Annotated in this window: 12 protein-coding genes; 8 read left to right on the forward strand and 4 right to left on the reverse strand. The window is 44.6% G+C overall.

The window, feature by feature from the left end; translation table 11 throughout:
* Positions 1-81: 81 nt before the first annotated feature.
* The 4 genes from G563_RS0109525 to G563_RS0109540 all read right to left on the reverse strand — a co-directional run bounded on the left by G563_RS0109525 (position 82) and on the right by G563_RS0109540 (position 4,481).
* Positions 82-1,122 carry a nitrous oxide reductase accessory protein NosL gene (locus tag G563_RS0109525; RefSeq protein WP_028665118.1) on the reverse strand — a complete coding sequence of 347 codons (1,041 nt, stop codon included), beginning with the start codon at positions 1,120-1,122 and terminating at the stop codon, positions 82-84.
* 70 nt (positions 1,123-1,192) lie between these two features.
* Positions 1,193-3,232 carry a Sec-dependent nitrous-oxide reductase gene (nosZ, locus tag G563_RS34190; protein ID WP_051210860.1) on the reverse strand — a complete coding sequence of 680 codons (2,040 nt, stop codon included), beginning with the start codon at positions 3,230-3,232 and terminating at the stop codon, positions 1,193-1,195.
* Between the two features lie 17 nt (positions 3,233-3,249).
* Positions 3,250-3,714: a c-type cytochrome gene (locus G563_RS0109535; protein WP_028665119.1), complete on the reverse strand. Its 465-nt coding sequence runs from the start codon at positions 3,712-3,714 to the stop codon at positions 3,250-3,252.
* A 167-nt stretch (positions 3,715-3,881) separates the two neighbouring features.
* On the reverse strand, positions 3,882-4,481 hold the full coding sequence (locus G563_RS0109540) for a Crp/Fnr family transcriptional regulator (protein ID WP_028665120.1): 600 nt from the start codon (positions 4,479-4,481) through the stop codon (positions 3,882-3,884).
* 456 nt (positions 4,482-4,937) lie between these two features.
* Here G563_RS0109540 and G563_RS0109545 point away from each other — a divergent pair, with 456 nt between their 5' ends.
* From G563_RS0109545 to G563_RS0109580, 8 genes are all read left to right on the forward strand, one after another.
* Positions 4,938-8,150, forward strand: a complete 3,213-nt coding sequence (locus G563_RS0109545) for a SusC/RagA family TonB-linked outer membrane protein (protein ID WP_051210861.1) — start codon at positions 4,938-4,940, stop codon at positions 8,148-8,150.
* 25 nt (positions 8,151-8,175) lie between these two features.
* Positions 8,176-9,654, forward strand: a complete 1,479-nt coding sequence (locus G563_RS0109550; RefSeq protein WP_028665122.1) for a RagB/SusD family nutrient uptake outer membrane protein — start codon at positions 8,176-8,178, stop codon at positions 9,652-9,654.
* A 554-nt stretch (positions 9,655-10,208) separates the two neighbouring features.
* Positions 10,209-13,436, forward strand: a complete 3,228-nt coding sequence (locus G563_RS0109555) for a SusC/RagA family TonB-linked outer membrane protein (protein ID WP_028665123.1) — start codon at positions 10,209-10,211, stop codon at positions 13,434-13,436.
* A 28-nt stretch (positions 13,437-13,464) separates the two neighbouring features.
* On the forward strand, positions 13,465-14,946 hold the full coding sequence (locus tag G563_RS0109560) for a RagB/SusD family nutrient uptake outer membrane protein (RefSeq protein ID WP_063828396.1): 1,482 nt from the start codon (positions 13,465-13,467) through the stop codon (positions 14,944-14,946).
* A 298-nt stretch (positions 14,947-15,244) separates the two neighbouring features.
* Positions 15,245-16,714: a glycoside hydrolase family protein gene (locus G563_RS0109565; protein ID WP_211235263.1), complete on the forward strand. Its 1,470-nt coding sequence runs from the start codon at positions 15,245-15,247 to the stop codon at positions 16,712-16,714.
* 33 nt (positions 16,715-16,747) lie between these two features.
* Positions 16,748-17,446, forward strand: a complete 699-nt coding sequence (locus tag G563_RS34195; RefSeq protein ID WP_051210863.1) for a fibrobacter succinogenes major paralogous domain-containing protein — start codon at positions 16,748-16,750, stop codon at positions 17,444-17,446.
* Positions 17,447-17,887: 441 nt separating this feature from the next.
* Positions 17,888-19,357, forward strand: a complete 1,470-nt coding sequence (locus G563_RS0109575; RefSeq protein WP_028665126.1) for a glycoside hydrolase family protein — start codon at positions 17,888-17,890, stop codon at positions 19,355-19,357.
* 31 nt (positions 19,358-19,388) lie between these two features.
* On the forward strand, positions 19,389-20,969 hold the full coding sequence (locus G563_RS0109580; RefSeq protein WP_051210864.1) for a hypothetical protein: 1,581 nt from the start codon (positions 19,389-19,391) through the stop codon (positions 20,967-20,969).
* The last annotated feature ends 114 nt before the right edge of the window (positions 20,970-21,083 follow it).

Genomic DNA, 21,083 nt, shown 5'->3' on the forward strand with positions numbered 1-21,083 from the left:
TGAAACTCTGTGACCCCAACAAGGAGAGTTATTGACCTGAAACATGACACACTTGGTTAAAATTAGTTGAGAGTAAGGCGTTTATAAACTTTCAAAAACCTCTTTCCACGTCAGTATTTTTGCTTCTGAAAACTTAGCTTTTACGGCTTCAGCACTGGATTTGTCAGAAAAGGCTGCTATGTCGCCGCGCATTGGGCTGCGAAGCTCTTTACTACTCAAAAAAATGGCCGTTTTTGCATCAATTAATTCCCCTGGTCGATTGTAATCATTTACTACCACAAAAGTGAGGTCTTCTTGTTTTAATTGATTGGTTTTTATGTATTTAACCATGCAACTTAGGTCGTCAAACTTGAACGCTTTTCCTTTGCTATTGACAATTTCAGACGCAAATTTTTTATCCATAATTGTCATTTTACAAAACACACAGGCTTCTTGACCATAGCGGATGGGTTCGGGTTGCTGGGCGCAACTTTGGAGGCTAGCCATGGTTCCCAACAAAAACACCACCAAGGCGGGTGAAACGTTGCTTTTGGGAGCTAGCTGGTTTTTGGGTTGGCAGAAGTAGGTTTCGCAGGCGACCAAAAGAATCACGAGAATACCCACTGCTACAAAAACCCAGCCACCTGCATCGGGAATGGAATATGCCCCGAAGTTGAGGAGTTCTTTATAGCCAATTAGCGGAGGTTGATACGACATTCCTGGGACTTTTATGGCAGCATCTGGGCTCAAATTATGCCCGTATTCGTAGCCCCAACTCCAAAAATCGTACAAAGCGGCAGCTCCAGCTAAAATGAGCAAGACCAAATAGCTAATGAGCATTTTGCGACTTTTTAAAAAGGCCGTCAGCAGGCCAAAAGCGATGTAGAAAGCGACGATGTAAGAAAGAAACTGAAATTCAGGAAACATTTCTTCTTTGATGTGAGCCATACCAATGTAGTGGTTGAGGCCGTTGATGATCTCGACTTGACCCGAAAGCTTGTCGAGCCAAATTTGCATCGAAAGCCCTTCTGGATACTGCGGCGCCCATAAGTCGATGCGCCAAAGTGGGAGAAAATAGGTAGCAATGAGCGACAACGACGCGACATACAAACTACCAATGGTAAACGGACGGAGGGGTTTCATAAAAATAGTTTTTGAAAACCGACAGAGGAGGGCAAACGAGGCGCTTGCCCCCTTGTCGGTAGTGGAAACCTTATTTCATTGCTACTTTAGGTGTATTTAATTTGGGCTTGGCATTGGCCGTTTTCTTTTCAGCTTCGGCGGTTGGGGTTTTGCCCGTTCCCCAGGTCAACGGAACACTACTGCCTGCTGGTGAAACCCGCACGTAACCTTGCATTTCTTGGTGGAGTGCCGAGCAGAAATCGGTGCAGTACATTGGCGTAACGCCGACTTTGGTAGGTTTCCAGCGCAAGGTCGAAGTTTCGCCTGGCATGATGAGGATTTCGGCATTTTGTGCGCCGCGCACGGCAAATCCGTGGGGCACGTCCCAGTCTTGTTCGAGGTTGGTGACGTGGAAAAATACCTCATCGCCCATTTTTACTCCTTCGATATTGTCAGGGGTAAAGTGCGACCGAATCGACGTCATATAGACGTGTACTTCGTTGCCTTTGCGTACTACTTTGGTCTCTTTCTCGCCTTTAGCCACGTAAGGGTGGTTGTTTTCTTCCAACTTGAATATCTTTTTGGTATTTTTTTCAACCAATGAAGCTGGAATAGCCTCGGCGTAGTGGGGCTCGCCAATGGTCGGGAAGTCGAGCAAAAGTTTCATTTTGTCGCCCGAAATATCATACAATTGTGCCGATTGAGTCAATTCTGGACCTGTTGGTAAGTAACGGTCTTTGGTGATTTTGTTGTACGCAATTACGTATTTGCCGTGAGGCTTGGCAGTAGGGCCGCCTGGGATACACAAGTGCCCCACAGAATAGTAAGTAGGAACACGGTCGAGGACTTCGAGTTTTTCGATGTTCCATTTTACCAATTCAGACGATACAAAGAACGAAGTAATGGCATTGCCTTGACCATCAAACTCGGTGTGAAGAGGGCCCAAACCTGGTTTTTTCACTTCACCGTGAAGGACGGCTTCGTATTTTAGGACAGGAATACCGTCAAAATCGCCATCGAATGTTTTGGCAGCAATGGCTTTTTGCATTTTGTCAAACGAAAATACAGGAATGACTGCCGCCAGTTTGCCCGAACCTACAATATAGCTACCCGTAGGGTCGACGTCACAACCGTGAGGGGATTTGGGACAAGGCATAAAATACAACATCTCTGGGCATTCTTTGGGATCGAGGGTCATTACTTCCGTTAGAATGGTAGAAGTAGCTGAGTGCGTTTTTTCGTCATAAATGTTGTGTGCGTACTTAGCGGCTTCTTTTTTACCTTTTCCTTGTGCTAAGTACTCCTCTGCTTTTTTCCAGTTGACGGCCAAAATAAAGTCTTTGTCCTTTTGAGAGGCATTTACTTCCAACAAAGAAGCGGCTTGTTCGGTATTGTAGCAAGAGAAAAAGAACCAGCCATCTGACTTTCCTTTGCCAGCTCTTGCCAAGTCAAAACTCACGCCAGGGGTTTTCAACTGAAACTTAACCCCCATGTGCCCAGTCGTTTTGTCGATACTCACAAAACTGATATACCCTTTGAAGTTTTGTTTAAAGCTGCTGATGGGCACATCGGCGTTGGCGTCGGGAGGGACTGAAAAACGGGTTCCTGCTACGGCGTATTCGGTATTAGCGGTAATGAATGGCGACGAGTGATTGCCACCTGAGTTTGGGAGCTCTATAATTTCGTCGGTGCGGAACGTCGAAAGGCTGACGCGGGCAATGCGAGGCGTGTTGTTGCCGTTGATGAATGCCCAACGTCCGTCATGTTCGCCGTTGGTGGTCGAGAGTGCTACGTGGTGAGAGTCGTCCCAAGGAACAAATCCGTGCGACGTATTGAGCATGGGTTTGGTTTCTTCGCTGTAGCCCCAGCCGTTTTCGGCAAATTGTGAAAAAACAGGAATGATTCGAAATACCCGCCCTGAAGGCAATCCGACAACCGAAAGTTGTCCGTTGAATCCTCCCGAAACGATGTTGTAAAATTCGTCATGTTTCCCTGGGGCGACATATACTTTTTGGGCGGCATCTCCTGCAATTTCCGAACCGCCATTTTTACCAGCGTTGTCGGGTTTGCAGGCAAAAAATCCCCCTGCAAGCACCGCTACTGCGATGCCTTTGATGATATTGTTTTTCATTGAAGTATGGTTTTAAATTATTTTTCCCCGTCGTTTTTACGCATAAACTCTAAGACACTGCGGGCTTCCTCGGCGGTGATGTTTTGGTTAGGCATTCTGACTAAGCATTGTTCCAACAGTTTTTGGGCTTCAGCATCTTCGGCGAGCATCATGTCTACGTTAGTAATCATGTTAATAACCCACGTAGGCTTACGTTTTTTTGTCACATCCTTCCAGCCAGGCCCCACTAATTTTTCGTCGGTAAGCTTGTGACACGACATACATTTTAGGTCGTAAATATCGCTTCCTTTTTTGACCATGGCTTGGTCGAGTGGGGTAGAGAGAGCTACCTCTTTGACTTCAGTACCGTGCGTTTCGGGTTGTTGTAAAATAGCGGTAGTGTCTGTTTCGGGCGACTCGGCGCGTTGCTCTGCTCCCTTGCCAGAGCAGCCATACCAAAGGAGAGCGGTGAGGGTTAATAAATAAAGGAATAAACGTTTCATTAGGAAATTGGTTTTTGGTTAACAACGGTACAAACGTACAGCAGCTTACCCCCAAAAACTTATGGTTTGAATCATACTGCTTTCCTAATCTTTGGCAGGAATTGGGAGGAAGTGTACTAAATAAAAAAAGCCCCAATGAGGGGCTTGAGAAGTGTCAGTTGAGGAATCTACCAAGGTCGCATAATTTTGTGATTAGCAATTTTTAACTCTCCTATATCTGCGAGTTGAATCACTTTTTTGATGACTGTTTCTACCCGTAGCCCCGTCATGTCGGCAATGGCTTGACGAGTGATGGGGACTTCAAAACAATCGCCAGAGCGTGGTGATTTTTGTTTGAAAAAATCAATGATTGTTAAAATCCGCTGCTCGGGGCTTTGGGTATTCATGGCGTTGAGCAACTTGGTTTTGTGGCAAAGACGTTTGGCCAATACCTTGGTAAATTCAAAATGTATAGCGGGATTTTCGCGCAATAGACGCAGGTAATCGACCTTTTTTAAGACCCACACCTTCGCATTGGAAATGGCTCGGGCATCGGCAGGGTAGGGGAAGTCACCGATTAATGGCGGTTCTCCGAAACCCTCTCCCTGAGAAAAGACCCCTTGGATATAATCATTATTTTCACCTCCATTCAGCATCTTGATAGTTCCTTCCTCCACTTGGAAGTAAAAGTGGGCAGGCCAACCTTCGTAAAAGATGTATTCACCTTTAACAAAGCGATTGAGTGATGCGCCATATTGTTGTAATATCGCTGATGGAATACCCGCCATTTGCCTATCTTAATTTTAGTAATTATAGACAAATTGAGTAATATTCTTGGGTATTTTTATGATGAAAATCATAAGGAGAGATGAAGTAGACTCAAGCAAAGGCTGTTTATATTATACTTTATGAGGTTGTTGTTGTCATTTTATTTCAGGGACTAGTGCTTACACGAGGCTACAGTGATAGTATGTTCGAATTTGATGTTTTAAAGGGCTAGACAATGGAAAACTGGAGTATCTCACAGTGCTTTTTTTTATAATAATGCCTTTTTGAAAAATAGTATTATAAAATCAAATGAAAGTAGAAGAAGTCTCCTTGGGTGTAAAATAATTTTGTAAAAGATAAATTTCTCAAAATTATATACCGATTCATTTAGGTATTGTGAAATATTGATTCCCTCAGGCCGCCTTTTGTTTAGAGTACATTTTGAATCCAGTTTAATAATCTATTATCATGTCTTTATGAAAAACAAAGCTTTACCATTGTGCCGACGGCTCCTACGCGTCGTATTGATTTTTGCGGTTGTTTTCGTCACACTTTACCACGAAACAGCTGGTCAAACCACGGGGACAATTTCTGGGAAAATTCTTGATGAAAAAGGTGGCGAAATGCCTGGTGTGAATGTGTTGCTCAAAGGGACAAGCGTAGGTACCACTAGCGACGCACAAGGACGATTTTCTCTCAAAATTAGTAATGCAGATGTGTTGGTGGTTTCGTTTATTGGTTATAAAACCCAAGAAGTAAAAATCGGCGGGCGAACCCAATTGGATGTTGAAATGCAACCAGAAGTATCGACCCTAAGCGAAGTATTGGTCGTAGGTTATGGAACACAATCACGAGAGACCATAACGACGGCAATCTCTAAAGTAGATAACAAAGTATTGCAAAACGCTCCTTACACCAATGTAAGCGCAGCCTTGCAAGGAGCAGTACCGGGCTTACGGGTGCAGACAACCTCCGGCGAACCTGGCGCGGCTTCTCGGATTATATTACGCGGTGGTACTTCCATCAACAACCCCAACGGCGCATCTCCCCTCTACATCGTTGACGGTGTGATAAGAGACGCAGGTTTTACGGATTTGAACCCTAATGACATCGAAACCATGCAGGTCTTGAAAGATGCTGCTGCTACGGCGATTTATGGGGCTAGAGGTTCTAATGGGGTTATCTTGATTACGACCAAATCAGGCAAGTCGGGCAAAACGGTGGTGAATTATTCCTACGCTTTTACCAATTCCCAACCCGGCAGGCGTACCGAATACGCTTCGGCGTATGACTATATTTATTATAATCGATTGGGGACGGTGGCGGCGGCCAACAAAAATGCGGCTTTAGCGGCACGCAATCAGCAAGCCAACGGTTCGGGGACGGGCAATGACCTTAGCAATAATACAGCCTATACCGTGATGTATTTGTCGCCCGACAATCAACACAAACTCAACGAAGGCTGGACCAGTATGCCCGACCCCGTAGACCCTTCCAAAACCATTATTTACAAAGAGACCAACTACTCGGATTTGATTTATCAGAGCAGTATGATTCATCAGCACAATATCAGCGCCTCTGGTAGTACCGAAAAGGCATCCTTTAACGCGGCGATGGGCTACATGACGGGAGCGGGTACGGTAGTGGCTACTGATTATAAAAGATTGAATGTTAACCTGAATGGAAATCTCAACATTAAGAAAAATCTGAGCATTGGAGCACGGCTTTTGTTTAGCAATCGGAAAAACAACCCTGTTTCCAACTATTCGTATATGTTTTACCGTTATCCTTCTTTGCCCGGTACTGCCAAGTATCAATTTGAAGATGGTACTATGGCTCCTGGACAAAGTCGCACGATTGGAAACCCCGACTATTTTTTGAGAGGGCCTTATGCTCCCAAAGGCAACAACAACCTCTCTAACATGACTATCTCGCTCAATGGACGCTGGGAAATACTACCAAACTTTACTTTTGAGCCTCAACTTTCGTTGCTCAAAGTAGATGCTGACGCTTATACTTTCCAACCGGCGGCATTGCTCAATGGCGTGGGAGCGGTAGTTACTACGCGTTCGGCTTCGGCTTCCTACAACAAAACCACACAGTACCAAGCCGAAGGGGTATTTACGTATGCAAAGTCTTTTGGCGAACACAATCTGGAAGCTAAGGCGGGCTACTCTTATTATTCAAGAAATCTATTGACCCAGTCGGCAACGGGAGAAGGCGCGGCAACCGACAATATCCCTACTCTTAATGCGGCGGCTACCCCTACTTCGGTGGGAGGGTCGGTGTCAGATTTGCGCATTGAAGGGGTATTTGCTCGTTTGAATTATGATTACAAACAGCGGTACTTACTCTCCCTCAACATCCGTCATGACGGTGCTTCCAATTTGGGAGCTCAAAATCGGTTCGGAACTTTTCCAGGGATTTCGGCGGGTTGGAATCTACACAAGGAAGCATTTTGGAGTCAACTCATTCCCGAAAACCTATTGGAGTTAAAATTGAGAGCTAGCTATGGGGTAAATGGAAATATTAGTGGTTTGGGGGATTTTCAGGCCATGGGCAACTACGCCGTGGGCAGTCGCTATTCCAACGGTGCGGCGGTCATTCCGTCGGTATTGCCTAATGCCGATTTGAAATGGGAAAAATCCAAAACCGTAGATGTGGGATTTGATGCAGCCTTGTTTAAGCAGCGGATTAGCATTATGTTTGATTATTATAATCGGACCACGAGCGATTTGCTCACCACGGTAAGTTTGCCTGTTTCGTCGGGTTATAGTTCGGTATTTACCAATTTAGGTACGTTACAAAACAAAGGAATAGAAGCTGCAATCAATGTTAGGATATTGCCTCCTACTTCGCAGTTGCAATGGGATTTATCGGTAAATGCGGCAAAGGTAAATACCAAAATTCTTAAACTTCCTGACAATGGCGTTGACAAAAATCGCATCGGTGGCGTATATGTGTGGGATCCTGCCATCGGAGCCTACAATTGGCTCGGTGGTTTGCAAGAAGGGGGGCGTGTGGGAGATATGTACGCGTATCAGTTGATTGGCGTCTATAAGACAGATGAAGAAGCCGCAAAAGCACCAGCGGACCAGTTGGTAAACACTGCTAATAAAACAAAATACGGGGGAGATGCCATTTGGCGGGATGTGGATGGAAATAATATCATTGATACTCGCGACCAAGTGTATGTCGGTAATCCTTATCCCAAATGGACGGGCGGCTTGAGTAGTTCGTTGAGTTATAAGCAATTGAGCTTTTATGTGCGCATGGATTATAGTTTGGGAGCTACCATTTACAATTATCCAGCTGTCTTCGCCGACGGTCAGCTACAGGGGGATGCCTTGCCCACCCAAAGATACATCGACAACATGTGGAAAAAGCCCGGAGATGTAACTAACACGCCTCGCTATGTGTGGCAAAATCAGTTTAACAATATCCGTCCTAACAATACTTACTACGAAAAAGGAGATTTCTTGGCCATTAGAGAAGTAACCTTGGCGTATGTGTTGCCTTCGCGGATTGTCAATAAGCTCAAAATGTCGAATATTCGATTGAATTTTACGGGTAGTAATCTGCACTATTTTACACGCTATTCGGGCCAAAATCCTGACGACGGAGGACAAGACAATGGTCATTTTCCGATGCCAGTCAACTTTACCGTGGGAGCCAACGTGACATTTTAAATCCGTACCTAAAATTATTACAAACATGAAAAAGATAACAGGATATATTGTGGGCATTTTGTGTTTGCTCAATGCCGCTTGCAAATCAAACATAGAAGTCGATCCCACCAGTGTATTGACGAGTCAGACTTTCTGGAAAACAGAGAGCGACGCCATAGGCGCCCTCAACGGAATGTATGTAAACCTACGCAATGAAGCCGTATTGAACTTGTTTATATTGGGCGAAGGACGCTCTCAGACCATGTCACAAGCCTTGGCAGGAACTGTGGGTTTGGATATTTTTTATCTAAACTCGCTCAATGTCGGTACTACTTCCGTCAACTGGGCGGGGTTGTACAAAGTGATTGACGCTGCCAATCTTATCATCAAGTACGTGCCTACTATCAGTATTGCTAATACCAACTCTCAAAAGCGAATTTTGGCCCAAGCCTATACCATGCGTGCTTACGTGTATTTTACCTTGGCCAAAGCTTGGGGAGATGTGCCTTTGCGGTTAGAACCCACCGAAGGATATGACCCCAAGGGAATCCAAGTGCCGCGCACACCCGTCGCGGATATTATCAAGCAAGTCAAAGAGGACTTGAACCAAGCTATTTCTCTTTTTCCTGACAATAGTTTTGAGGCAGGCCGAAACAAATGGAACAAAGCAGGTGCCAATACATTGAAAGCAGAAGTATACCTCTGGACAGCCCGCCTCATGTCGGGCGGATCGGCTGATTATCAGACTGCTCTGACGGCGTTGAATGAAGTGCAAACTGCGGATTTGGGACTTCTCGATAATTTTAGCAACGTGTTTTCGTACGACAACAAAGGCAACCGAGAGGTAATCATGTCGGTAAGATTTCAAGTTTTGGAAAGTGATAATAATTATTACCAATACATGTACCTCAATTCGTCCAACAATCCCTCAAACATCACGCAGGATACCAAAAACGTAATTGGTGTAATAGGAACTGGCAACGCAGGCAATAGCATCATGCAAGTGGCGGCATCGGTGAGAAGCCAATTTTCGGACGATGATACCCGCAAGGCAGGAACTTTTTACGAAATAAAATCGACCGCCAATGCTTTTATTACTTCGATAATTGGCGCAAAAGGCAACGGCACGGTCGTGTCAGGAGTGCGACATTTCAAAAACGATGTAATGCTTTATCGCTATTCGGATGTATTGCTCATGAAGGCCGAAGCCAAAAATGGACTAGGTCAAGACCCTTCTGTGGAGATAAATGCCGTGAGAGCAAGGGCCTATGGCGCGGCCAAACAAGCTTATATTTTTGTGAACGGTACCAAAGAAGCCAACGACGCGGCCATTCTTAAAGAGCGCTTGCTCGAATTTTGTACCGAAGGGAAATATTGGTGGGATTTGCGCCGATTTGGAAAAGTATTTGAACTCGTGCCGTCACTCAAAGGTAAAGACAGCGATACTTATCTTTTGCTGTTCCCGATTGGCAATTCTATCATTAGCCTAGAGCCTTTGGTGGTAGAAAATACGGGCTGGAAATAGTGTCTGTTACAAGGCTATTTAGTACTCTGTTCTCTAAGTTTGGTTGAAATTTTACCCGCCGATTTGAAGTCGCCGATTTATGCAGATAGTTAGCCATATAGGGCTGTTTGTCAATGAAAATCCGTGCTTTGATTGATCAGCGAATTTCGGCGGGTAAATTATTGAAATTGTCCTAATTGCCTACGCTCGTCTTTCAATCCTTACTGCCTCTAGCCGCAAAGAATACGTTATCGAAAATGTGTACTGTACGGTGATGTATGTACCAGCGGTAAAAAACTCACTGCTTTTGCCGCCCCTCATTAAAGCAATGAATAGCACTATTCAAATGATAATTGTGCTTAGAACTACCCACTAAAGTACCTTTGAAAAATAGTATTATAAATTCAAATGAAAGTAGAGGAAGTCTTCTGGGGTAAAATATAATTTTGTTTTCGTTCTTATAAATCAAATTTTTTTATAGGAAAAAGCAGGAATGCAGAATAATTGTTGTGTCTGTGCTATGGGATGTCTTACTCTGAAATAATGCAAACAAATAGATGAATCATTTTTACAACATGGAAAAACCAAAAAAGTCGTCATGGAGACGATGTAAGTATGTGCTATTACTGGCACTTTTTGCGCTCTTCGAAGGGGGCATTTATGCCCAATCGACGGTAAAAATATCAGGTAAAGTTTCTGACGACAAAGGGGCTGAAATGCCTGGGGTCAATGTGTATTTAAAAGGCTCAAGTTCGGGAACCACCACCAATGCCGAAGGTAACTACACGATTTCGGCAGCGAGTGACGGGATACTGGTATTTTCGTTTATTGGTTACAAAACGCAGGAGATTGCGATCGGGAATCGTATATCTATCAACGTTAGTTTAGCCACTGATGTAGCAAGTCTGAGTGAAGTAGTCGTAGTGGGGTATGGTTCGCAATCCAAGGAAACCGTTACTACCTCTATTTCAAAATTGGATACAAAGGTGTTACAAAATGTCACCTATGCCAATGCCACCTCTGCCCTCCAAGGAAATATCGCAGGGCTACGGGTGCAAAGTACGTCGGGACAACCGGGCGATAGGCCACGGGTGGTTTTGAGAGGGGGAACTTCTATCAACAACCCCAATGGCTCCAATCCTTTGTACGTGATTGACGGGGTGATTCGGACTGATATGGATCATATCAACCCCCGTGATATCGAATCTATCCAAGTACTCAAAGACGCCGCTTCTACTTCTATCTATGGTTCGCGGGCTTCCAATGGGGTGATTATTGTCGAAACCAAATCGGGAAAAGCAGGTACTACGCAGGTCAATTATCAATACAACATGAATGTATCGGATGTAGGTAAAATGTACGAATTGGCCGACGCCAAGGATTTTGTGCGTTTTATGCGGCTCGGTATTGCAGCTAGTGGCGTCAAATCACCCTCGGTATTGGATTTTTTGACGCAGGCAAATGCCGGAGGAACTGGCAACGACCTCACCAACAATACGGCTTTTACGACGATGTACCTGTCAGATCAAAATCGGTCTCTTCTCAATCTGCCCGCCGATCAGTGGGGCGCTAAGTGGGAAACCATTCCCGATCCTTTAGACCCTTCCAAAACTTTGATATTTAAAGGGACTGATTTCCAGAAGACAATATTCCGAACTGCCTACAGCCACGATCATACTCTTTCGGTGTCGGGAGGCTCTGAAAAAGCTAAATTCAGCATGGGGCTAGGCTATCTCGACAACAAGGGGATTGCTATTAATACTGATTACAAGCGGATTTCGCTCAACCTCAACGGAGATGTGCAAGTAGCCAAAAACTTAAACTTTTTTGGACGCCTCAATTATGCCAATGTGGACGACAATCAAGTACCTAACGTAGGGGTTGTATTCAAAAACAATATCAATACGGCACAGACGTCTAAGTATCAATTTGAAGATGGTTCGTTGGCACCGGGTCGTCTTTTTACCAACGGAAACCCCGCTTATTATATTAGTAGATATGATTCCAAAAGACGCCGCGACAACTATATGTTTGTGGTAGGTGCCAACTGGGAGATTTTGCCGGGGCTTACTTTCCGTCCGCAGGTTTCGTTGATAAACAACAATTTTGCCACGCGTGTATTCCTTAAATCTTATCTCAACGGACCGCTTACTTTAGTTCAAGACCGCGAAGCTACCTACACCCAAAATACCGTTGTGGATCAGCAAGCCGATGCGGTTTTGAAGTATGTCAAGAGCATCGACAACAAACACAATTTCGAAGGTACGCTTGGTTTTTCTTACTATAAAGAAATGCTAAGAGATGTAACTGCCGTAGGACGAAACGCGGCTACGGATTTGATTCCGACGCTCAATGCCTCAGCTACGCCTTGGAGTGTAAACAGTAGCGAGTCGGAGTTATTGTTGTACGGTTATTTTGGACGCCTCAATTATGATTACGAGCAAAAATACCTACTTACCGTCAATGGCCGCTATGATGGCGCGTCCAATTTGGGAAGCAATTACAAATGGGGCTTTTTCCCTGGTGTTTCGGTAGGCTGGAACCTACACCGTGAAGCGTTTTGGGAGTCGGTACCGTCGTCGGTGGCTAGTTCGCTTAAGTTGCGTGGAAGCTATGGGGTCAACGGAAACATCAGTGGATTAGGCAATTATCAAGCGCAAGGGGCGTATAGCGTAGGTTCGAGGTATTTTGGGGAAGCGGCGATTTTTAACTCAGCTTTGGCCAATGCCGAACTACAATGGGAGCGCTCCAAAACCCTCAATTTTGGATTTGATTTAGGAATCGCCAACAACCGCGCCAATGTGGTAGTAGATGCGTATCGCCGCGTCACCGACAATCTTCTTACAGAACTGGCTCTGCCTCGTACCACAGGTTTTACGAGTATCTTAACCAACCTAGGCAGCCTCGAAAACAAAGGTATTGACCTTGAAATCAGTGCCCAAGTACTGCCCGCCAAATCAAAATTACAGTGGACCGCTGCTTTTAACGCGGCTTATGTGAAAGTTAAAATCTTGAAGTTGCCCAACAATGGCATCGAAAACAACCGTATCGGCGGGGTTTATGTCTGGAATGCCCAAACCGGAGCGTATCAGTGGCAAGGCGGCTTACAAGAGGGTGGACGCATCGGCGATATGTTTGCTTATAAGCAACTAGGCATCTATGCCACCGACGAGCAAGCGCAAGCGGGTCCTAAAGACCAATTGGTGGTAGGTACCGACAAAACCAAGCACGGCGGTGATGTCAATTGGCAAGATATAGATGGCAACGGCATCATTGATGATAAAGACCGTATTTACATGGGAAATCCCTTCCCTACTTGGACGGGAGGCTTTACCAACCGCTTCAATTACGGCAACTTTAGCCTTACGGTGCGGTTAGACTATACCGCAGGCCACATGATTTATAACGAAACCAAAGCGCGGGTTTTGGGGAACTTCTCAGGACAAAACGCCATCTCTGCTGCCATAACGCGCTCATGGCAAAAGCAAGGAGATATCACCGATATTCCACGGTATTATTGGGCTGACCAAAACCAGAAGCAAAATCTGTGGCGCGGCAATTCTAACTATTACGAAAAAGGAGACTTTTTGTGTCTGAGAGAAATAGCCCTTTCTTATAATTTCTCAAAACCAGTATTGGATAAATTGAAAATGAGCAGCTTACGACTATACACCACCGCCAACAATCTAAAATACTTTACGAAGTTTACGGGTTTAAATCCCGAAGAAGGAGGAACCGACAATGGAAGGTACCCTATGCCGAGAAATTTTGTTTTTGGCGTTCAGATTACCCCTGCTTTTTAAGTTTTAAAAACCTCAAAGCGCTTTAAAAATGAAAATTATTTGGAAAAAACTGATATTTACTTGCCTTGTGGGCTTTGGATTGGGAAGTTGTACTGATGACCTCACTCTGACCCCCATTAGCCAAATCACCAATGCTTCTTTTTGGAAATCGCCGCAAGAAGCGAGAGGGGCTCTCAACGGAATGTACGTTAGAATGCGTTCGCAGGCCACGACCAATCTTTTTGTGTGGGGAGAAGGAAGAAGTGAAATTTGGGTGCAGAATTTTGGCTTCGACCCCTCTATCAATTTCTTCGTTTATACCAACAACCTAAGCAGAGTCAATCCCGGGCCTGACTGGACTACGATGTATTCGGTCATTCACGATGCCAATTTGCTTTTGAAATACGTACCTACCATTACGTTTACGACCGAAGCAGAAAAAAACGCGACATTGGCTCAAGCCTATGCCATGCGGGCTTTTACGTACTTCACCATGACCAAAATCTGGGGTGACTTGATTTTGATTGAGCAGCCTACCGAAGGTTTTGACCCCACTACTATCTACAAAGAACGTGCCCCTCAAGCCGATGTATTTAAGTTAATCAAAAGTGACATCGAAAAAGCCCTGACTTTGTTTCCTGACAATACCCTCCCTAATGGTCGTAATAGATGGTCAAAACCCGCTCTCAACGCCTTAAAAGCGGATGTATTTCTCTGGACGGCCAAACGACTCAATGGAGGTGCTACTGACTTCAATGCTGCGCTGAGTGCTATCAGTGAAATTGAAAAAGCCGATGTGGCATTGTTGAGCAGCTTTAGTGATGTATTCAGATTTGCCAACAAAGGCAACAAAGAAATCCTGCTTTCTATGAGGTTCCAAGAAGGCGAGTCGTCGGCTCGGACGGTGTTGGGGGGAGTACCTACCCTTACAGCTCCTACGGCTCCGTTTACGTCTCAGGAAGTTATCAACAAAATCTTGCCCTACTATGCTGGTAAAGATGCCTATTGGCAGATGTCAACGCTGGTGACGAAGCAGTTTAGCGATGACGATAGCCGCAAAAATGCGAGCTTCATTGAAGTAAATCAAACCCGCAATGGCACCACTAGCTTTATGTATAACATCGACTTGAAATGGCCAGGTACCACTAGCGGCGGCATAACGGTGATGTTTGATGATTTTATTTTGTATCGCTATGCCGACGTAATATTGATGAAAGCCGAAGCCAAAAACGGTTTAGGCCAAAACCCTGCCGAAGAAATCAATAAAATTCGGCAACGCGCTTATGGAGCTAAATTTGCCAATTATACCTTTGTCAATGGCACCAAAGAGGCCAACGATGAGGCTATTTTGCAGGAAAGATTGTTTGAGTTTTTAAATGAAGGAAAACGGTGGTGGGATTTGGTACGCTTCAACAAGGCATTGGAGAAAGTACCCTTGTTGAAGGGCAAAACCCAAAACGACCTTTTATATCCTATCAGCGAAACGATTTTGAGTTTGGAGCCTTTGGTAAAACAAAATCCGGGCTATTAATAAGTCTAAGATACATAAAGATTGGGTTAATTAGTTGGTTAAGTTCCAAGACAGGTTGGCGACGTCATGTCGCCACCTGTTTCAACATTGAAGCATTGGGGAGGAAATCGCTTAATTTGTATAGGTTAAACGCATTAAAAATAGCCTCAGAGAGGCGAAATAGTAATAGAAAGAGTAGAGAACATCTCAATAAGAAGCTCCATAGGAGCAAAATAGGTTCTCTCAGTTTTTGTGGTAAGATATTGAAAGTCAGTAATTAATGGTGCTTTAGCACCTAAGCAAGTGTTATTATTTTAAAATGATGAGTTTTATAAAACCATGGAAATCCTTATCTGTGTTGGCACTGACCGTCATGTGCGGTTACACAGGAGCCGACCACTCGAAGGATGAGAAAGTAATCAATCTTGGCAATCGTCGCGAGATTTTTGTTGATTCCTATCTACTTGATACCCTCAAAGGCGTACAACTTACCGCCCACGTTCCACGAGACGAAGGGGCCGTATTACAATTTGATAAAAATTGGGAATCTTCGACACCCGCGTACATCACCATACTCCACGACGGTGCAGATGATATCTATCGGCTTTATTATCGTGGAGGCCATGAGCGCGACAATGGCAAGCGTCAGGAAAATACCTGCTATGCCGAATCCAAAGACGGCATTCATTGGGAGCGCCCCTCTTTGGGTATAGTCGATGTAAAAGGTAGTAAAGACAACAATGTGATTTTGGAAGAAGTACCATTTACGCACAATTTCAGTCCTTTTATTGATAAAAAACCGGGTGTGCCCGCCGAGCAACGCTTCAAGGCTTTTGCCGGCACCGACCGCACGGGTTTGTTTCCGTATGTATCAGCCGACGGTATTCATTGGAAAAAAATCACCGATAAGCCCGTCATTACCGACGGATTGTTGGACTCGCAAAATGTAGCTTTTTGGTCGGAATCAGAGCAGATGTATGTCTGTTATTTTCGGTCTTGGACGGGTGGGGGAGAAGGCGGCTACCGCTCTATCAGCAGAGCCACTTCAAAGGATTTTATCAATTGGTCGAAAGGAGTAGAAATGACCTACGGCAATGCGCCTTTTGAACATCTTTATACCCAACAGACGAGTCCTTATTTTCGCGCTCCGCATTTGTATATAGCTATCGGTTCGCGCTTTGTTCCGCATCGCCAAATATTAAGCACCGCACAACTCGAGAGACTCAAAGTAGACCCTTCGCAGCACAAAGGACTTTCTGAACCCTTTCTGATGACTTCAAGGGGCGGCAATACCTACGACCGTACCTTTATGGAGGCTTTTATTCCGCCCGCAATGGGGCAAAATCATTGGTCGGCTCGTACCAATTATCCTTCCCTCAATGTAGTTCCAACCGAAGAAGGGCGCATGTCATTGTACGTCAATCAAGACTATGCACAGCCCACAGGACACTTGCGGAGATATTCGTTGAGGGTTGATGGATTTAGTTCGTTGAAAGGAGCTTACCAAGGTGGATATGTAGTCACTAAACCGATTATATTTAAAGGTAAAGAATTGGAAATCAATTTTTCAACTTCGGCCGTGGGTGAAATCAGAATTGGGTTAGAAGATGAACATGGGAAAGTAATTCCTGGCTATTCAATGGCTGATTGTCAGCAGATTATTGGCAATGAACTGTCTCGAATCGTCAACTGGGGCGATAATAGTGACTTGTCGAAACTGGCAGGAAAACCTATTCGCCTGAGGGTATATCTTGCGGATGCGCATCTATACTCGATTCGTTTCAAATAAATCTGATTAACAATTGTTTAGAGTTGAAAAAGAATGAAAAGTAAATTAGAAAATATACTATCGACTTCTACTTGGGGTCTTGCAGGGATGTTGCTGGTAATTGTTGGAATGGCGATGGTCACTCCTTCAAAATCATTCCCTCAAGCAGATATTCCGTCGGTGATGATTGGAGAGCAGACATGGAGTACCGAAAACCTCGACGTCACCCACTTCCGAAATGGAGAAGCACTTTTTGAAGCCAACAGCGCCGAAGCTTGGGAAAAAGCAAATATAGAAGGGCTACCTGCCTGGTGCTATTATGAAAACAACCCCACTAATGGCAAAAAATATGGGAAGCTATATAATTTTTGGGCAGTATCCGACAAACGCGGCCTTGCTCCTGCTGGATGGCACGTACCTACGGATGTTGAGTGGGACAAACTGGCAGCGGCTTTGGGTGGGGTTGAAAAAGCGGGCGATGCCCTGAAATCAGCCGCTTTTGGTAAAAAGAGTACTTCTACCGCCAAAGCAAGTGGCTTTGCGGCTGTACCTAGTGGCTACCGTAGCAACGAAGGACCGAAGTATTATGGAGGTCCTTTTTTTGAAGGTGGCAAGGCAGGCTATTGGTGGAGCAGTAGCCGTTATTTGGTCGATAACTCCTTTTGTCGGATTGTTTCGGAAAAAAATGGAAAATTGCAAAAAGATAGCTTTGTACAAATGGCAGGATTATCGGTTAGACTAGTGAAAGATTGATGATTTGAAAATGTGCCAATATGCGAACATAAAAATGCAAATTCTGCCCCGTAGGGGCTATATATCGGTAGCAAATGTGCGAATATAAAAATGCAAATTCTGCCCCGTAGGGGCTATATATCGGTAGCCAATGTGAAAATTCGCAAATGTATGTTTTGCCCCGTAGTGGCTACACATTGATAACAAATATGCGAACATAAAAATGTAGATTCTGCCCCGTAGGGGCTATATATCGGTAGCAAATATGCGAACATGACAATGCAGATTCTGCCCCATAGGGGCTACATATCGGTAGCAAATGCGTGAACATAAAAATGTAGATTCTGCCCCGTAGGGGCTATATATCGGTAGCAAATGCGAGAATTTGACAATGTAGATTCTGCCCCGTAGGGGCTATATATCGATAAAAAACATTCCAAATAAATCAAATATCCTAAACCAATGATCAGAAGCATCCTAATTAGCAGCCTATTACTTGCGGCACTCAATAACATTTTTGTTTTTGCCCAAAACCAAAAAAACGCTCCAATCGAAATAGCTGACCGTAGAGAAATTTTTGTAGATAAACAGTTAATAACCCAACTATCAGGCGTAGAAGTGCTTATGCATCATCCCCACAACGAAGGCAAAGTACTGGCTTTTGATCGCCCTTGGGAAGGAAACTTTAGCGCTTATTGCACCATTATTCAAGACAAAGACTTGTTTAGATTGTATTATCGGGGCGTGAGAGAATCAGGCAAAGACGGCAACGACAGCGAAGTAACTTGCTATGCCGAATCAAAAGACGGCATCAACTGGGTAAAGCCTGCTTTGGGAATTTATGAGTTGGACGGCAGTAAACAAAACAATGTGGTATTGGCGCATCATGTGCCAGCTTCGCACAATTTTTCACCCTTTTTGGACACCAACCCCAATGCTAACCCCCAAGAACGTTACAAAGCGTTGGCTGGTACTCAAAAATCAGGCCTGATGGCTTTTGTGTCGGCAGATGGTATTCATTGGAAAAAAAAGCAGGAAACACCCGTCTTTACCAAAGGGGTTTTTGACTCTCAAAACACCGTATTTTGGTCAGAAAGTGAGAAGCTTTATGTTTGTTATTTTAGAATTTGGTCAGACGGCGGTTTTTCAAAATACCAAGGATTTCGTTCGGTAGGGCGTACTGTTTCAAAAGATTTTGTCAATTGGTCCGAACCCGTAGCCATGACTTTTGGAGATGCACCCCTCGATCATCTTTATACGCAGCAAACGGCACCATATATCAGAGCGCCGCATATGTACCTAGCCATTGGGGCGCGTTTTATGCCCAAACGACAAGTATTAACGCCCGAAGAAGCGGCAGTGTTGAAAGTAGATCCGAAGTATTTCAATGATTGTTCGGACGCGGTTTTGATGAGTTCACGAGGTGGCAATGCCTACGACCGCATCTTTATCGAATCGTATATCAGACCGGGTATAGGCTTAGAAAACTGGGTTTCGAGGTCTAATTATCCCGTATTGAATGTTGTCCAAACCAGCCCTACCGAACTCTCTGTCTATGTCAACGAAAGCTATGCCCAGCCTTCGGCTCATATTAAGCGTTATTCGTTGCGGTTAGACGGATTTGCTTCCATACACGCCCCAGCCGTGGGTGGATATATGATAACAAAGCCTCTCGTTTTTAAAGGCAAAGAGCTAGAAATCAATTATTCAACTTCGGCAGCAGGCGACGTAAAAGTAGAAATACTCGACGCCAACGGCAATCCTATTCCGGGTTTTAAGGTGTCTGATTCAAAAGTTATGATTGGCAACGAAATCAAACGCATTGTTTCTTGGAACCAAAATACGAACGTTAGCTCGTTGGCAGGGAAAGCTATTCAGCTAAAATTTTATTTGAAAGACGCTGATTTATACTCCTATAAATTCAATCCTTAATCGGACGAATCCTTACTCAAAACTAATAGATATGAAATTGATTTTTTTGGGGGGCGGTTACCGCCCTTCTGCATTTGTATTGACTAGCTGGCTGCTTATCTGGTGTTTTTCTTCGGTTTTTGCCCAACCCATTCATTTTAAAAACCGCCGCGAATTGTTTGTGGATGATTATGTGACCCAAAAAGTAGAAAACGCTGAAATCAGACTACAAACACCCAAATCGGCGGGTACGGCTATCCGATTTACGGAGCCTTGGGAAGGTCGTTTTTGTGCCTATGTAGGTATTGTGGCTGACGGCATTCGGTACCGAATGTATTATCGAGGTGCAGGTGCTAACGCCGACGGAAAACACGCCGAATATACTTGCTATGCCGAAAGTGCCGACGGCATACATTGGGCTAAGCCAACTTTGGGGATTTGTAGTGTCAATGGCAGTAAGGCCAACAATGTAGTCATGCTCGAAGAGCAACAGCTCCGCAACACCCACAATTTTACGGTCATGTATGACGGCAGAGAAGGTGTACCGTCTGACGAACGCTTCAAAGCCGTGGGTGGGTCTTCGTATGAGTCTCAGCCCGAACGAGGCGGATTTAGAAGCTATTCGGCTTATCTTACTTATGATATGGACCCAAAATTAAGAGCCAATACGGGGCTATTTAGGTATGTGTCGGCAGATGGTCTTCGTTGGAAACGATACGCTAAAGACACCACGGCTTTGTTTCATGATTATGCGTTGGATTCGCAAAACTCTTTGGTCTGGCTCGAAAATGAGCAATGCTACGCCGTGTATTTTCGTGGATGGTCGGGAGGAGTTCCGGGCGAATTGTTTCCCGCTAATGGTACCCGAACGATTATGCGCTCTACCTCCAAAGACTTCATAAACTGGACAAAACCCGAGTTTATGTCATTTGGAGATACCGAAAAAGAGCATTTATATACCAACGCTACCCGCCCTTATTTTCGAGCACCTCACTTGCTGATTGCCATGCCTTTTCGTTTTTCTCCCCAAACCAAAGTCTTGTCTGACGAGCAACTGGCCCAAAACGGTACTCATCCTAGTCAATGGAAAGGTGTATCGGACGGGGTTTTTATGACGTCCAGAGGGGGAACCCGCTATGACCGAAAATTTATGGAGTCGTTTGTGCGTCCTGGCAATGATTCCAAAAATTGGGGCGCACGGAGCAATATGCCCGCGATGGGGGTGATTCAAACGGCCAAACGCGAAATGTCGTTTTTTATCACCCGAGGATACGGTACGCCTGAGGTATCGCTTGAACGAATGACGCTCAGATTAGATGGATTTGCGGCTTTGCACGCTGGATTTAAAGAAGGCGTATTACTCACAAAACCAATGGTATGGGAAGGGCAACGTCTACTTCTTAATTATTCAACTGGCTCAAAAGGATACATCAAAATCGTACTGACCGATGAGAAAGGCACTGAGCTGGCTGGTTTTGGCACCGCAGACGCGCTTCCTATTACTGGCGATGAAGTAGACGGCTTAGTACAATGGAAGAGTGGCAGAAACATTGGAGAATTAAAGGGCAAAAGTATTCGTGCAAAAATCATTGTGAAAGATGCGGATGTATTTTCCTTTGGGGTTTTTGACTGATTCAAATGATACTTTTCTTCGACTAGCTAGTATGCCTCAATTATTTGTTTGTCGTCAGCCCTCTGGATTTTTTTCGTCAAAAAATGCCCATGAAAAATAGTATCATTTAATAGT

The organism is Runella zeae DSM 19591 (assembly GCF_000423565.1).
GTDB lineage: Bacteria > Bacteroidota > Bacteroidia > Cytophagales > Spirosomataceae > Runella > Runella zeae.